Genomic DNA, 15,829 nt, shown 5'->3' with positions numbered 1-15,829 from the left:
TGCGTGAAACATTCCACAACTTTCGCTTACGGACAGCATCAAGTAACGCTTGAAACGGGTGAAATCGCCCGTCAGGCCGATGGTGCGGTGCTGGTTAACATGGATGACACAGTTGTACTGGTTACAGCTGTCGCCAAAAGAGACGTGGCGGAAGGGCAGGACTTTTTCCCGCTGACAGTCGATTATCAGGAAAAGACTTACGCTGCCGGTAAAATCCCCGGCGGCTTCCTCAAGCGCGAAGGTCGCCCGAGTGAAAACGAAACGTTGACCTCGCGTTTGATCGACCGTCCAATCCGTCCGCTATTCCCAGAAGGCTTTTTCAACGAAATTCAGATTATTGCGACCGTTATGTCGTATAACCCTGAAGTCAGTGCTGATATCCCGGCATTGATTGGTGCTTCCGCAGCCCTCAAGCTCGCCGGCGTTCCGTTTGCGGGACCAATTGGCGCAGCGCGTGTGGGCTACAAAAATGGCGAATATTTGCTCAACCCTTCAAATGAAGCGCTGAAAAGCTCTGATTTGGATTTGGTCGTTGCCGGTACAGAAACCGCCGTCCTTATGGTTGAGTCACAAGCCAACGAATTACCTGAAGACGTCATGCTCGGCGCGGTCATGTACGGCCACGAGCAGATGCAAACCGTTATCCGCGAAATCAACGCACTGGCAGAAAAAGCTGGCAAGCCCGCATGGGATTGGCAAGCACCAGCGCGTGATGAAGTGCTGGACGGCAAAATCAAAGAATTGTTTGCTGGCAAGCTGAGCGAAGCGTATCAAATCGCTGACAAGCAAGCGCGTCAGGAAGCAGTCGCAAATATTCATGCTGAAGCTGTTGCACAGCTGGTTAGCGAAGAAGAAGGTGGCTGGTCAGAAAAGCTGGTCGGCAACTACGTGCATGATCTGGAATACCGCACAGTGCGTGACCGCATCCTTGCTAAAGAGCCACGTATTGATGGTCGCGACACGCTCACCGTGCGCCCAATCACTATCCGTACTGGCGTATTGCCACGCGTTCACGGCTCAGCCTTGTTCACTCGTGGTGAAACTCAGGCGATCGTTGTCGCAACACTCGGCACAGGCCGTGATGCACAGCTGCTTGATACCATTTCTGGCGAAGCGAAAGACAACTTTATGCTGCACTACAACTTCCCGCCGTACTCGGTTGGTGAAACTGGCCGTGTCGGCTCGCCAAAGCGTCGTGAAATTGGTCATGGCCGCCTTGCGCGCCGTGGTATCGAAGCGGTATTGCCAAGCGATGCAGACTTCCCGTACGTCATGCGTGTCGTTTCTGAAATCACCGAATCAAATGGCTCAAGCTCTATGGCTTCTGTCTGCGGTACCAGCCTTGCGCTGATGGATGCAGGCGTGCCAACCAAAGCACCGGTTGCCGGTATTGCTATGGGCTTGGTCAAAGAAGGCGAGCGCTTCACCGTTCTGACCGACATCCTCGGCGATGAAGATCACCTCGGCGATATGGACTTCAAAGTAGCCGGTTCAGCCAATGGCGTCACCGCACTGCAAATGGACATCAAGATCGACGGTATCACTCGCGACATCATGGAGCAGGCACTTAATCAAGCCAAAGATGGCCGCCTGCATATCCTCGGCATCATGAACGACGCGATTGATCATCACCGTGAAGAGCTGTCTGAATTTGCACCGCGCTTCACAACCATGCGTATCGATACTGACAAGATCCGCGAAGTCATCGGTAAAGGCGGCGCAACCATTCGTTCAATCACTGAGCAAAGTGGCGCGACCATCGAAATCGAAGACGACGGCAGTATCAAGATTGCCGCAGTTGATAAAGCAGCTGCTGATGAAGCACGCCGCATGATTGAAGAAATCACTGCTGAGCCTGAAATCGGCCGCGTGTACGAAGGTAAAGTAGTCAAGATTACTGACTTCGGTGCATTCGTCGCATTCCTGCCGGGCAAAGAAGGCTTGGTTCACATTTCACAAATTGCTGATTACCGCGTCGAAGACGTGCGTGACGAGCTGAGCGAAGGTCAGGACGTCAAGGTCAAGCTGATCGAAGTTGACCGTCAAGGCCGCGTTCGCCTGTCAATCAAGGAAGCGCAGCAATAATAAAACCGCCTGTAATCAATCCGATTGCAGGCAAACATTGAATTATGTATAGTGTGCGGCCTTGCGCTGCACGCGCACACGGAGAGATGGCAGAGTGGTCGAATGCGCACGCCTGGAAAGTGTGTATACGCTAATACCGTATCGAGGGTTCGAATCCCTCTCTCTCCGCCATATTTAATAAAAAGCGGCTATGAGTTATGACACTTGTAGCCGTTTTTTTATATCAAAACAATGTGATGACAATGAATTGTCACAGGTTTTAGGTCGGGCAGAAATAGGGTGAACTGTCAGAAACAGAAGCTTTTAGTGGTACTCTTGTGGTACACAACTCACCCCACTAGAATGCGTACCACATAAAGCTAAAACTGCGACCAAACAAGCTACAACGTAGGTATTATTTGGGCACTACCGTCGTGTCATGTGATGGTCATCTCTAAAAGTGAATATTGAGATTTAATAGGCTGAAAAACTGAATCTTGGCGCGAAGGGTGGCGTATGAATGATCCGTATATCGAAGAAATAATTCAATCCGTTGAGAAAGCCGAAAGAGCAGTTGAAGATAAGCGGCCAGAGCTGAGTCAGAAGCAGCAAAAAATGGCGCAACGTTGGTCGTGGATACGGGGCATTTTTAAGCGTAATACTAAAAACAAGTAGCATTGCTTATCCGCAAGGATTGCGCACGCTGATTGACATGGCTTAGCTACAGCGACGTCACCCGTTTATATTGATTCCTGTTAGGCTATAGCGATCCCAAATATATTTAACAAGGAATAGTGATGGATAAGAAATATCTTGATGACTTGCAGGTTGGCGACACGTTTAGCAGCGGTGAGTACGCGATAACGGCGGACAACATCAAAGCCTTTGCTAAAGAATACGATCCGCAGCCTTTTCACCTTGATGAAGCGGCGGCTGAGGGTTCTTTTTTTCACGGACTCGCAGCAAGTGGCTGGCATACCGCCTGCGTAACGATGCGGCTGATGGTTGATTCGATTCCGATTGCCGGTGGTTTAATTGGCGCAGGTGGTGAACTGCGTTGGCCACAGCCGACCCGCCCGGGGGACACATTGCACGTCGTTGCCAAAGTGCTGGACATCAAACCCTCACGCTCCAAGCCTGATCGCGGTATTGTGATTGCGCAAATAGAGACCTTTAACCAGCGCGATGAATGTGTGCAGCATATGCAGTGCAAAATGCTGGTCTTTCGCCGCGAGGCACAACATGAGTGAGCAAAGTAAAGTGGTCGTGCCGCTGTCCGGCTTGAGTTGCGGCGGTTGTGTGCGCAAATTAAGTGAAGCGCTCCAAGCGTTGGACGGTGTCGAGCAAGTGCAAGTCGATAAGCAGCACGCGAGCGTCAGCGGTGCAGTGAGCCGTGAGGCGGTGGTGGAAGTGGTTGAAAGCTTGGGCTACGAAGTACCCGATGTGCCGCCAGTATTGCTCAATTTATCGGGTTTGTCCTGTGGAAAATGCGTGGCAAAGGTCAAAGCGGCACTCGATGCGCGTGACGATGTGTTTGCCCATGAAGTAAACAAGACCCGTTTGCAGGCTCGTACCACAGCGACAGCTGATGAGTTGATCGCGCTGATTGAATCATTGGGCTATGAGGCGACAGTGGCAAGTGATGCGGACGCACAACCGGTTGCTTGTGAGGTGAACGTATCAGAGACGGCGCAAACAGGTCAGCATCAAGCTGATGACGAATTGCACCAGTTTATTCTTGAAGGCATGACTTGCGCGAGCTGCGTGTCGTCGGTCGAGCAGGCGATTGCCGCGCTCGACGGGGTGAGTGAAGTGCGCGTCAATCTTGCCGAACGTACCGCAGCAGTGTGGGGTTCGGTTGCCCCTGCAAGCGTCGAACAGGCGGTTAAGGATGCTGGTTACAGTGCGCAGTTGCAAGACGATGCCGAAACCCGCCGCGCAGAACTGGCGGACAATCAGGCAGCACAGTATCAGCGCTTTCGCCGCGACGCATGGATTGCGCTGGCAGTTGGTGCGCCGCTGATGCTGTGGGGCGTGCTGGGTGGTTCGATGGCGGTCGATAGCACGACCAGCCGTATCACCTGGGGCGTGGTGGCATTGATAACATTGGCTTTGCTGGCCACAGTCGGGCGGCATTATTTTGTTGGCGCATGGCAATCCATCAAGCATCGCCGTGCAACGATGGATACGCTGGTTGCGCTCGGTACTGGCGCGGCGTGGTTGTATTCCACGGCAGTCGTGCTGATGCCGTCAGCGTTTCCCGACAGTGCGCGCCACGTTTATTTTGAAGCGACAGCGATGATCCTCGGCCTCATTACACTTGGCCATGCAATTGAAACCCGCGCCCGCGCCAAGACCTCGGCAGCGCTTGATCGCCTGCTCGATTTGCAGCCACAAACTGCGTTGGTAGTGATTGATGGCAAGGAACAAACCGTGCCGCTGGCAGATGTGACTACCGGCATGACTTTGCGCCTCAAACCGGGGGCAAAAGTAGCGGTGGATGGAGAAGTCAGCGACGGTGACAGCTACGTCGATGAATCCATGCTTACCGGCGAACCGTTGGCAGTGCATAAGGCAGTCGGTGACACGCTGCATGCCGGTACGGTCAATCAATCGGGTACGCTGCTTTATCGTGCTACGCAGGTCGGCAAAGATACGATGCTGGCGCGCATTATCACGCTGGTGCGCCAGGCGCAAACCTCGAAACCGGCACTGGCGCGGCTTGCTGACCGTATTGCGGCGGTGTTTGTGCCGGTGGTGGTCGGTATTGCTGTGCTGACCGCGCTGCTGTGGTATGCCTTTGGTCCTGAGCCAAAAATCAGCTATATGCTGATTACCGCGGTCACCGTGCTGATTATTGCCTGCCCGTGTGCATTGGGCTTGGCGACACCGTTGTCGGTGACGATTGGTGTCGGGCGTGCTGCCGAACTCGGTGTGCTGGTACGCGATGCCGAAGCACTGCAACTTGGCGCAGCGGTGGATACCGTGGTACTCGATAAAACCGGCACGCTGACCGAAGGCAAGCCGCGCTTGACCACTGTGCATCCTGTTTACGGCGATGAAGCAGCATTGCTGGCGACAGCGGCAGCGCTTGAGCAGTCGTCCGAGCATCCCTTGGCGCAGGCGATTCTCGCCGCGCATGACCAAGCAATTCAGCCGTTGCAGGATTTCCAATCGCTTGGCGGTAAGGGTGTGCAAGGTGTATTGGATGATTCGCCTGTGGCATTGGGTAATGCCGCGATGATGGTAGCGGTTGGCGTAGATGTGCGCGAGCATGACGATACGGTGCAGACAATGGCAGAGCAGGGCGAAACACCGGTTTATGTCGCGTGCGATGGTCAGCTGATTGGCATACTCGGCATCAGCGACCCGTTGCGCGAGGATTCAGCGCAAGCGATCAAAGCATTGCACGATTTGGGTTTGCGCGTGGTGATGCTGACCGGTGATGTGCAGGCGACCGCTGATGCGATTGCCGCCAAAGTGGGTATTGATGAAGTGGTGGCTGGTGTGTTGCCGGACGGCAAAGCCGAAGTCGTGCAGCGTTTGCAAAAAGAAGGCAGACGGGTGGCAATGGTTGGCGATGGTATCAACGATGCACCGGCGCTGGCGCAGGCTGATGTCGGTATGGCGATGGGCGGCGGCACTGATGTGGCGATTGAAAGTGCGGCGTTTACCCTGATGCGCCACAGCGTTATCAGCGTGGTTGATGCGTTGGCGTTATCGCGCGCGACCCTGCGCAACATGAAAGGCAATCTGCTCGGTGCATTTATTTACAATGCGGTTGGTATCCCGATTGCTGCTGGCATTTTGTATCCATTTACAGGTGCGTTGCTTAGCCCGGTGATTGCCGGTGGTGCGATGGCGTTGTCGTCGATTACTGTGGTCAGTAATGCTAACCGGCTGCGTCTGTTCCGCTCACCGTTGCGCGGGCAGTCGGGAAATGGCACTAGGGCATCAGCTGCGCAATGAACGGTAAATTGCGGTAGCGATCTTGCCAGGGCAGACCATAGCCGACCAGTAAATCGTCGTTGTCCATTTCGTGACCATAGTAGAGTGGCGCGGATAGGGTACGGCGACCCGGTTTGACGAACAGGGTCGCCACTGACAGCGATGCCGGCCGGTGCTGGTCGTGCAGATATTGAATGATTCGCTGCATCGTACCGCCGGATTCGACGGCATCATCGACCACGATTACGTGTTGGCCGTCGATGGCGATATTGTGCGGGTAGGTGATGGCAGAGGTGTTGTGGCGATCGCCTGGTCGGTGCGGGCAGGAAATGTAATCCATCTTGACGGGAAAGGTGAGTTGGCGCAATAGATCAGCACTAAAGAAGATGCCGCCTGGTACAACTGTCATGACAACGGTACTCTTGCCGCTAAAGGCGGTATTTAATTGTTCGGCAACACAGGCAACACCCTGCGCAATCTGTGTCGCATTGAGCAGCGTTTTACCAATTGATGTATTCATAGAAGCTCCATATTTTAATGTAGGCCGTGTTGTTACGAAATGTGTGATCTTTGCCATGAACATATTTTTTATTCAGACAAGGAAACGTTTACATATTGACAGTAACTTAACGCAGAATGATGAAAAATGCTCGTGGTATTGTCGTCGATTACGGTGGTGAGTAATACCAACCGGCTACGCTTGTTCAAGTCTCCATTGCAGTAGTCAAGAAGTCAGATTTGTTTGGTTTTCTGGATGTGCTCTATTTAACAGCCAATTGAATCCGGAAGGAAAAATGTGTAAATTAATGCCATCGTGGGTTTAAGAGAAGCAACTTCCAGCGCGATTAAAAATACTGGTAAAGCGCGTCGTCCTCAATATGCCCTGAAGGTCGCCGTAAATACGATTTCCATTCAGGGCAAGAGGACTTCACCATGACCACATCTACCTTATCTACTTCCCGTCTACAGCAATTGATTGCTGCGCAAATGACTACTTTGGTGCTGTCGCCGCAAGCGGTTATCAGCCGCATGGGCTATCAGTCTAACCGCTATGAGCAGGCATGCGAGCGCTTGCAGCAAGTATTGCACAGTGATTCATTGGGCCTTGGCGACGGGTATTACGATTTCAAATACGATGGCAAAGGCTTTGTTGCTGCACTGTGTTGCGTGCTGGACGTAGCGTCAGCGCAGTATCAGCCAGTGCTCAAGAGTATAGAGGCCGATTTGCAGCAGCGTGCGGATTACCGCTTGCGCGCAAAAATCAGTTTTGAGCCTGATGGTGCTAGTGCGATCAGTTTGATGGCCTTTAACCGCTTTATTTATCAGGATTTACCTACCAATTTTTATCTTATGGATGAAGCTGAGCAAAACCATATCGCACAGGAATATGCGCAAGCGCATTACCAGCTTTACGGCCATGATTTGCCTTACGCTGGGCGTATTAGCGGCTATGACGTATTGCGCAAAAGGAAGGGTGAGCAGAGTGTTGCGCTGACTATACCTATCGCTAATTAATGATTAACTTTATTTTGCCTTGTAATCACGTTAGGCTGATTTTTTATATCAATGATAGGGAAAAGATGATGAAAAAAAGTTTACTGTTTTGTGCGCTGATGGCCGCCGCTGGCGGTGCACATGCCGCAGAAGAGGCAGCATTGCCGGGCAATCCCGAATTGCCGTCATCACCAGAAGCATTGGCTGAGCTGGCCGCCCTTGCCGAGAGTGATGCACCGTATCAGGTCGAGGATTTCTTTACTTTGCCGGAAGTGAGTGGCTATCAGGTGTCGCCGGATGGCAAGCACTTGAGCTGGCGCAAGCGTAATGAGCAGGGCAAGCGCGATATTTGGTTGCGTGATGTGGAAATGGGCGAAGAACGCCAGTTCATCACTGAGGGCGAGGACGTTATCCGTGGTTACGGCTGGATTAATGATGACCGCATCGTGTTCATGCAGGACAGCGGTGGCGACGAGAACTACCATATTTACGCCATCGGCCTGGATGAGGAAACGCCGCGCGATTTGACCCCGTTTGATGGTGTGCGCGCGATGATTAACAACAGCCTCAAGGACGACAAGGAACACATCATCATCGAGATGAACAAGGATAACCCGCAGTTGTTCGAGCCGTACTTACTTAATGTGATGAACGGCGAGCTGGAAAAGCTTTATGAAAATCCTGCCAGTGACGAACCGATTGAAGATTTTACCTTTGATAAAGACGGCAACCTGCGCTTGATTACCCGTGTGGTCAATGGTCAGGATGCTGATTTGTATTACATGGTCGATGGTGAGTTCAAGAAAATCAAGCATGTTCCGTTTGGTGAGACCTTTGGCGTACTCGGCTTTGACGAGCAAAGCGATAATCCTGACGATGCCTATGTGGTGTCGAATGAGGATGGCGACAAGTCGGTTATTTACCGCTACGACCTGAAAAAGAACGAAGTCATCGAAAAAGTCTTTGGTGATGACACTTATGACGCGGGCCATGTCAGCTTGTCGCGTAAGCGCGGCTACGAGCTGGACGCGATTTACTACAACGGCGCCAAGCCACAAACCATCCCGCAAAGTGAAACCTTTACCCGCTGGATGGACGACCTTGAAAAGCAGCTTGGCGATGAAAACGAAATCAGCATAGTCGATAAAGACGACGACGAGAAAAAGCTGATTATTTACGTGGCCAGCGACCGTGAGCCGGGCAGCTATTATTTATACGACACCGAAAGCACCGAGCTTGAGCCGCTGACCCAGCTGTTCCCGCACCTCAAGCGTGAAGATATGTCAGAAATGACGCCGATTGAGTTTACTTCGCGTGACGGCAAAACCTTGCATGGCTATTTCAGCCGTCCTGCGACGGTGAAAGAAGGCGAAGCGGTGCCGGTGGTGGTAATCGTTCACGGTGGACCGCAAGGTGTGCGTGATAGCTGGGGCTTTGACCCGCAGGTACAATTGCTGACCAGCCACGGTTACGGCGTATTGCAGGTTAACTTCCGCATTTCCGGTGGTTACGGCAAGGAATTCTTTAATGCTGGATTGGGGCAGGTTGGGCGCAAGACTATGGATGATGTCGAGGACGGCGTTGCCTACATCATCGACCAAGGCTGGGCTGATCCCGAGCGCATCGCTATTTATGGCGGCAGTCACGGTGGCTTTGCCGTATTGCGTGGTTTGATTAAAACCCCTGATTTGTATGCATGTGGTGTGGATTACGTCGGTGTGTCCAACCTCTATACCTTCATGGAAAGTATCCCGCCGTACTGGGAATCGGTGCGTAAGATGCTCTACACCATTTGGTATGACCCGACTGACCCCGAGCAGCAGAAAATCATGGATGAAGTATCGCCGGTACAAAATGCCGACAAAATCACCAAGCCATTATTTGTCGTACAAGGTGCGAACGACCCGCGCGTCAATATCAACGAAGCCGATCAGATTGTCGAGAACCTGCGCAATCGCGGTGTCGATGTACCGTACATGGTGAAATACGACGAAGGCCACGGCTTTGCCAAAGAGCCAAACCGCCTCGATATGCAGCGCACCATGATGGGCTTCCTGCACAAGTGTTTATCGCCAGATAACAATCAATCAGACAAGTAAACATTAATTGTTTGATTGCTGAAAGCCCCTTTTCCATGCTTGGGAAAGGGGCTTTGCCTATACTGTCCACATCCGGTCATAAACCATGAATAACCACGGCATTCTCAACCTGTTTCGCAGCCATGACTTGCGCATTGCCGATAATCCGGCGCTACACGCTGCCCATCGCGAGGCTGCTGATAATGGTTGTGCGCTTTATCTGCTTTATTGCAACGATGGCGAGGATACCAGTAGTGCTGTCGGGACATGGACTAAGCAATGCCTCAATGCATTACAGCAGCAAATAGCACACTTGGGCGGCAGTATTACAATTGCCAGCCATCAGGAAATACCCGCACTTGCGGCACAGCGCAACATCAAATCCATCCATTGGAACAGGCGTTACACCCCAGGCGGTATTGCCACGGATCGGCAACTCAAGGCGGCACTGCACAATGGCAACATCGCGGCGCATAGCCATAAAGCGAGTGTGTTGTTTGAGCCGTTTGATACGCAAACGCTCAATCAGCAGGGCAATCCCTATAAGGTTTATACCCCTTTTGCAAATAACCTGCTTACCAATCTGGAGCAGATTAGTTCTCCGTTGCCTGCACCAGATAATTTGTCACTCGCGGGGCAAAGCATTGGTGAAGCTATTACCATGCAGGCATTGCAGCCGTGGCAAGAGAAAGTGCTTTCGCATTGGCCTGTCGGTGAAGCGGCGGCGCACAGCCATTGCGTACAATGGATTGCCAAACAGTGCCAAAACTACTGCATGCTACGCGATATACCAAGTGAAACGTATGGCACTTCAAAATTATCGCCCTGGCTGAACACAGGCGTACTTTCGCCACGGCAAATCATCTACCAAATGCTGGCTCAATATCCGAACTTTGCCGAACATCCTGACTTGCTCACGTTCTGCAAAGAGGTTCTATGGCGCGAGTTTGCCTACCATATTCTCTACCACTTTCCGGATACGCTGAACCGTCCGTTCCAGCAGAAATTCAATCAGTTTCCGTGGCAGAGGGCAGAAGATGCGTCGTCGTCCTTACAACGCTGGGAGCAAGGGCAGACTGGTATTCCAATTATTGATGCGGGCATGCGGCAATTGTGGGTAACGGGATGGATGCACAATCGTGTGCGCATGTTGGTTGCTTCGTACCTGACAAAAAACCTACGCCTGCATTGGCAGTGTGGTGCGGATTGGTTCATGCACACACTGATTGATGCCGATCTCGCCAGTAATACGATGGGCTGGCAGTGGGTTGCTGGATGTGGCGTTGATGCTGCACCATATTTCCGTATCTTTAATCCGCTTACCCAAGCGGAAAAATTCGACCCACAAGCGCGTTATCTCAAACAGTGGCTACCCGAACTCGCGCATCTGAGTGCCAAACAATGCTTCGCACCTTGGGCGCATGTCAAGGATTATCCGCAGCCAGAAGTTGATATCAAAGTAAGCCGACAGGCGGCGCTTGAGTTGTTTAAAGCGCTGTAGTTTCTAGCTGTCATCATCTCTTTTCTTCACTTGCTTTGCCGCCCAAACATGCAGTAGTGCCGTTGCTTCGCGCCATGATCCTTGTGCCTGTTTGGTGATGTATGCGGCGATGTCGGGTGGCAGGGTTTGCGGGAAGTTGTATGAAGGATCGGGGTTGTCACTGATGCGGGCAGCTTTGATGCGCGCATTTGCCCATTGTTGCAGTTCGTCACAGCTAAAGCCATCGAGTGAGATGGTGGTGACGTTTAGGCCAAAGAGTTTTGCCCATCGCGATAGATCACGGTGGGTACCAGCGCAGATGGTGGCCCGCTGTCGTTTGCCACGCCACAGGGCGAGTAATAGCGATGGTAGGGGAATGCGGCAAGCTTCATCCCAATAGCAGATGTCGCCGACTGGCGGGCGTTGCCATGTGCTGCGCGATAGGCAGCTGGCAATGTAGAGCAGGGCGTTGTCAGGCAGGATGTTTTTGTACGCGGCAAGCCGCTTTAGCATGGCGTTGGGCGGCGGGTAGTATTGGATTGCGCCGTGTTGCTGTTTGCGCCACTGTGCGAGGTGTGAGGATTTGCCTGCACCTTTGACGCCGATGATTTGCACCAGTTGGCTTTGCTTGGGTTTCGGGGCTTGGGAAAAGCCTCTATCCAGCCACAGGGTTGGTGGGATGTCCGGTGCCGCAGTGGTTCGATTATACGGTTCGGCAACAAACGGATTACCATATAAGCCGATGCGTTGATAAGGGTCGGGTATGGGTTGCCCGTCTGTGGACAGGGTGATGCTTTGGCAAGTATTACCATCGGTGATTTGCCACAGGATGCGGAATAGCTGGCCGTTGTAGGTTGGCTGTGCATCGGTGGGTATTGGCAGGGTAAATTGGCCGCTGGCATCGGCATGGGTGGTGGCGATGTCGTCAACGTTACAGCCGGCAAAGTCTTCACTGCGTTTTTGCAGGATAACGAGAGTGTTGGGTGTGGTTTGCCCGAGCAGGCTATCGCCGGGGCGGTATGCTGATTGTGTAGTCAGTGGGTGGCTAACTGACATTGATGCGGAAGACGACAAAAAATGGCGGATTACGTACACAATCGAGGCGGATTTGCACGTACCAGTGTAGTTGGTGTTTGGCGCTGCGAATACTGGACGATAGCTCAGCCGGAAGCTCTTCTTCGATGGTGTAGCGAATGCCAGTGTCTTTACTTAAGAAGCGCTTTTTGGGCTGTGTGATCGCCCAGCGTTCGTTGATTTTATATGCTGTTTCGGTACCACGCTCGACCTCAACTTCTTCCTGACAGACGATGCGTGCAGACACATCTATTGGTTCACCGATTTGCCCTTTTAGTGGTGTCAGTAGGTATTCGCACATAAATACTTCACCACTGCTCCAGCTGTTGCGAATCATCGCCAATGTGTGAGGGGAAAAGCGCTTAAAGCGTTTGAGTCGGTTATTGAATTGCAGGCTTTGCCAGCTGTATCCGGCGAAGCCAAGCAGGGTGATGTACCAAAGAGTGTTGCTGAACGTTCTGCCAAGATTGAGCAGCTTATCAATGGGTAAGAATAGTGGTACAACGGCGAGTAGTGCCACGATAGTCAGCGGCCAAATGGGGTCATCTGCGGCAACTTTCGCCTGTGTGATATAGCGCTGACCATCGTGTATGAATGGTGTTTGGCTGCGGTATTCATTGTGTTTTATGGTGGGCCAGCTTGTTTGCTTCATCAATTAATGTCCTGTTGAAAGGGCACATAAATTGGCTTGACGTTGGGAAATTGCATGCGGATATGCACGCACCAATGTACCCAGTGCTCATCACCTTTTATGGTGGGTGGTAAGTTGTCGGGGAGAGCTGTGCTGAAGTCATAGTAGATTTCGGCATTGTTGGCATTGAAGCGCTGCGGCGGTAGCTCTATTTGCCAATGTACTTTGCGCTGTAGCTGGGTCATCGTGCCCCGGGTGACTTTTAGGCCCTCTTCACAAAGTACACACGCAGTGACGACAACTTCCTCACCAATCCGCGCACGACGTGATCTGAGTTGGTAGGTGGCTTGTAGTTTTGTACCTCGTAGGAAGCTCGAGCTGCTGGTGTAGAGCGTAGGCGCTGTAAAACGCTGCAAGCGTTTCTGTTTATTATGTTGGCGATATATATGGCGGACTATATAGAAGTTGATGATGGTGGTGAATGCGAGTGATATGGAAATAGTGACTAAGAGTGACGTATCGCCGTGGCCGTTAGGCGTGGCTAGCTTTTGTTCCAAGAAAGAAAATAATGGTGGCAGTGTAAAAGGGAGAAGGATCAGGTTCATGATGACGGTGCATATGACCATAAGCTTGATCGATAACTTATGTAAAGTGGCTTCAGAGCGATAGTGCCGTCCCTCGGCAACAAATGGCGATTGCTGCGGTAAATCGTATATATTGACGGCCTTCCAAGCGCTGCTTTTAATCATGAATTGGTCATCTCGAATGGAAACAGTAGGTAAATCGGCTTGGAACGGCCAAATTGTAATTGCACTTGCACATACCAATGGATTGAGTGTTGTAGGCAGCCCTGCTGGTGGAACAACAGCAATCGGGTAGCGGATGACGGATGTATCGGCACTGAATTGACGCATCGGAAGCACCTCTGACCAATGTGTATGGCGTTCAGTGATGGTGTCTGTTCCACGTTGTACCTTGGTTGCTTCTTCGCAAAATATCCGCGCACACACGCTTGATGTGATGCCAATTTTGGCTTCTGGCGGCTTCAAGTAAAACTCAAACTCCAGTTTTGTACCATGCTTTTGAGGTGCGTTATCGGCATATAGAGTCGGTGGATAAAAGCGGTTTAAGTGTCTAATTTGCCAATAGTGTTGTGCGTAATAGAAGATAGCAGCAAGATTGAGCGTGAAAAATATAAATAATGGGATTTTACTGACTAGATAAAGTAAAAAATCCATTACGCTATCAATACTTTCTGGAGCAACAGAATGGAGAAAGGCCCATAACGCAAGTAAAAATACACCAAGAAACAGGTTCATACCTACCAGAACGAGGATGAATTTGTGTAGTTCCGGACGGTAAGGCTCTGTTTGCGACAGATAATACTGACTTTCCTCACGAAATGGTGTGTGGTTCTTAAGATCGTAAGGCGTAATTTCCGGCCAGTTCATGAGCGTCCTTGAGCATGAAGTGGGTTATTTTAGCGAGAGATTATTGCAGATTTGTTGCAGCTGCGAGATGCTTTACGATTGACGTATCTTTTAAAAGGAATTCAACGATGAATTTTCCTATCCACGGATCTTGCCAATGTGGGCAAGTCTCTTACGATATCCTTGCCAAACCACAGCGCGTGCAGGCATGCCACTGCACTGAATGCCAAAAGCTCTCGACTGCGCCATACAGTATTACCGCCATTTTTGCCGTGGATGCAATTAAATTTTATGGTGAGATGAAAGAATGGACGCGCTCTTCGGACAGTGGACGCCTAAATAGCGCCAAATTCTGCCCCGATTGCGGTAATCGAATTTATCACTTCAACCCTGATGACACTTCGACAGTTAAACTGAAGCTAAAGCCGGTTCATCTTACTGACGATAGCCTATTCGCACCGACGGCGCATGTCTGGGTTAGTGAAAAGCTTGATTGGGTCGAGATTCCCGAAGGAATGCCAACGTTTGATAAGCAGCCGTAGTACGCCAAAAAGATAAGCTATGTGTGGTTTCCTAAGCCACCTGTGCGGTGGTGAAGCCGATTGCGCCAGTATTAAAGCAAGCGCTGGATTTCTAAGCCACCTGTGCGGCGGTGAACCGCATCACACAATTTTGTGATCAGCTTCCGTGTTTCTAAGCCGCCTGTGCGGCGGTGAACTAGGTTATTATCCTATTAACTTTAAAAAAAGGTTTCTAAGCCGCCTGTGCGGCGGTGAACTCGATAATCTCAACGCTGGAATCATTGGGGATTTTCTAAGCCGCCTGTGCGGCGGTGAACATAACGAAACAACCGCCGCAGCTGTTGAAGCTTTTCTAAGCCGCCTGTGCGGCGGTGAACGGGGCAATTCATCAGGCGATATCGCCCTCATTTTTCTAAGCCGCCTGTGCGGCGGTGAACTGTCTTTGCGCTTCTGGTCGCGCACTTCGCGCTTTCTAAGCCGCCTGTGCGGCGGTGAACAAGATTCGATAAACATCTTTGGTGCGCCTACATTTCTAAGCCGCCTGTGCGGCGGTGAACGAAGCGGATAAATAACGCTTAACTTTGGGTTCATTTCTAAGCCGCCTGTGCGGCGGTGAACGAAGCAATTAACGCCTCAAGGCCGCTTGTAATTTTCTAAGCCGCCTGTGCGGCGGTGAACCCAACAGTGCGGCAGTGACGGGGCAATATTATTTTCTAAGCCGCCTGTGCGGCGGTGAACGACCTGTTCGATATTCACTACGTGCAATCAGCTTTCTAAGCCGCCTGTGCGGCGGTGAACAATTTTATATTCCACTGTTGCTAATCCCCATCTTTCTAAGCCGCCTGTGCGGCGGTGAACTCCCACTTTCATCCATCGGGTGATTGTTTTTCTTTCTAAGCCGCCTGTGCGGCGGTGAACGGCAAGACGCTGAAAGCGGCGCACATTGCCGATTTCTAAGCCGCCTGTGCGGCGGTGAACTATATGGTCTGTTTGTCTGACGTTAATTTCTTTTTCTAAGCCGCCTGTGCGGCGGTGAACAGATAAGCGTATAACAGATATGGAGGTTCACATTTCTAAGCCGCCTGTGCGGCGGTGAACCTGGTTTGCCT

The 15,829-nt window shown here is 51.5% G+C and carries 11 protein-coding genes, 1 tRNA gene and 1 CRISPR repeat array (1 of these 13 running past the window's edge); of the genes, 8 read left to right on the top strand and 4 right to left on the bottom strand.

The window, feature by feature from the left end; translation table 11 throughout:
- The first annotated feature begins 3 nt into the window (after window positions 1-3).
- The 4 genes from pnp to KRX19_01485 all read left to right on the top strand — a co-directional run bounded on the left by pnp (window position 4) and on the right by KRX19_01485 (window position 6,033).
- Window positions 4-2,085, top strand: a complete 2,082-nt coding sequence (gene pnp / locus KRX19_01500; GenBank protein ID MBV7433685.1) for a polyribonucleotide nucleotidyltransferase — start codon at window positions 4-6, stop codon at window positions 2,083-2,085.
- A gap of 80 nt (window positions 2,086-2,165) precedes the next feature.
- Window positions 2,166-2,256, top strand: a tRNA-Ser gene (locus KRX19_01495).
- Between the two features lie 605 nt (window positions 2,257-2,861).
- On the top strand, window positions 2,862-3,314 hold the full coding sequence (locus tag KRX19_01490) for a MaoC family dehydratase (protein MBV7433684.1): 453 nt from the start codon (window positions 2,862-2,864) through the stop codon (window positions 3,312-3,314).
- The gene (locus KRX19_01485) at window positions 3,307-6,033 is read left to right on the top strand and encodes a copper-translocating P-type ATPase (protein MBV7433683.1); all 2,727 of its coding nucleotides are present in this window, start codon (window positions 3,307-3,309) and stop codon (window positions 6,031-6,033) included. The genes KRX19_01490 and KRX19_01485 overlap by 8 nt, the downstream gene beginning before the upstream one ends.
- Here the strand turns inward: KRX19_01485 and KRX19_01480 are convergent.
- The gene (locus KRX19_01480) at window positions 6,011-6,532 is read right to left on the bottom strand and encodes a hypothetical protein (GenBank protein ID MBV7433682.1); all 522 of its coding nucleotides are present in this window, start codon (window positions 6,530-6,532) and stop codon (window positions 6,011-6,013) included. The two genes, KRX19_01485 and KRX19_01480, sit on opposite strands and share 23 nt — an antisense overlap.
- Window positions 6,533-6,945: 413 nt before the next feature.
- Here KRX19_01480 and KRX19_01475 point away from each other — a divergent pair, with 413 nt between their 5' ends.
- The 3 genes from KRX19_01475 to KRX19_01465 all read left to right on the top strand — a co-directional run bounded on the left by KRX19_01475 (window position 6,946) and on the right by KRX19_01465 (window position 11,085).
- Complete coding sequence (locus tag KRX19_01475) at window positions 6,946-7,527, top strand: hypothetical protein (GenBank protein ID MBV7433681.1); 582 nt, start codon at window positions 6,946-6,948, stop codon at window positions 7,525-7,527.
- Window positions 7,528-7,595: 68 nt separating this feature from the next.
- Window positions 7,596-9,605 carry a S9 family peptidase gene (locus KRX19_01470; GenBank protein ID MBV7433680.1) on the top strand — a complete coding sequence of 670 codons (2,010 nt, stop codon included), beginning with the start codon at window positions 7,596-7,598 and terminating at the stop codon, window positions 9,603-9,605.
- An 85-nt stretch (window positions 9,606-9,690) separates the two neighbouring features.
- Window positions 9,691-11,085 carry a DNA photolyase family protein gene (locus KRX19_01465; protein MBV7433679.1) on the top strand — a complete coding sequence of 465 codons (1,395 nt, stop codon included), beginning with the start codon at window positions 9,691-9,693 and terminating at the stop codon, window positions 11,083-11,085.
- 3 nt (window positions 11,086-11,088) lie between these two features.
- Here KRX19_01465 and KRX19_01460 read toward each other — a convergent pair whose 3' ends face one another.
- Genes KRX19_01460 through KRX19_01450 form a run of 3 tightly spaced genes read right to left on the bottom strand, consistent with a single transcriptional unit; the run spans window position 11,089 to window position 14,220 of the window.
- Window positions 11,089-12,120, bottom strand: coding sequence for a hypothetical protein (locus tag KRX19_01460; GenBank protein ID MBV7433678.1), 1,032 nt, complete (start codon window positions 12,118-12,120; stop codon window positions 11,089-11,091).
- Window positions 12,110-12,790, bottom strand: coding sequence for a hypothetical protein (locus KRX19_01455; protein ID MBV7433677.1), 681 nt, complete (start codon window positions 12,788-12,790; stop codon window positions 12,110-12,112). The genes KRX19_01460 and KRX19_01455 overlap by 11 nt, the downstream gene beginning before the upstream one ends.
- On the bottom strand, window positions 12,790-14,220 hold the full coding sequence (locus tag KRX19_01450; protein ID MBV7433676.1) for a hypothetical protein: 1,431 nt from the start codon (window positions 14,218-14,220) through the stop codon (window positions 12,790-12,792). The genes KRX19_01455 and KRX19_01450 overlap by 1 nt, the downstream gene beginning before the upstream one ends.
- Before the next feature lie 107 nt (window positions 14,221-14,327).
- Between KRX19_01450 and KRX19_01445 the strand changes: the two genes are divergently transcribed.
- Window positions 14,328-14,741, top strand: a complete 414-nt coding sequence (locus KRX19_01445; GenBank protein ID MBV7433675.1) for a GFA family protein — start codon at window positions 14,328-14,330, stop codon at window positions 14,739-14,741.
- A 28-nt stretch (window positions 14,742-14,769) separates the two neighbouring features.
- Window positions 14,770-15,829: a CRISPR direct-repeat array (repeat unit 28 nt; unit sequence TTTCTAAGCCGCCTGTGCGGCGGTGAAC) (it continues 649 nt past the right edge of the window).

The organism is Cardiobacteriaceae bacterium TAE3-ERU3, assembly GCA_019218315.1.
Taxonomy (GTDB): domain Bacteria; phylum Pseudomonadota; class Gammaproteobacteria; order Cardiobacteriales; family Cardiobacteriaceae; genus JAHUUI01.
The sequence above is the reverse complement of the archived record's forward strand: the minus strand, read 5'-3'. Positions and strand labels throughout refer to the sequence as shown.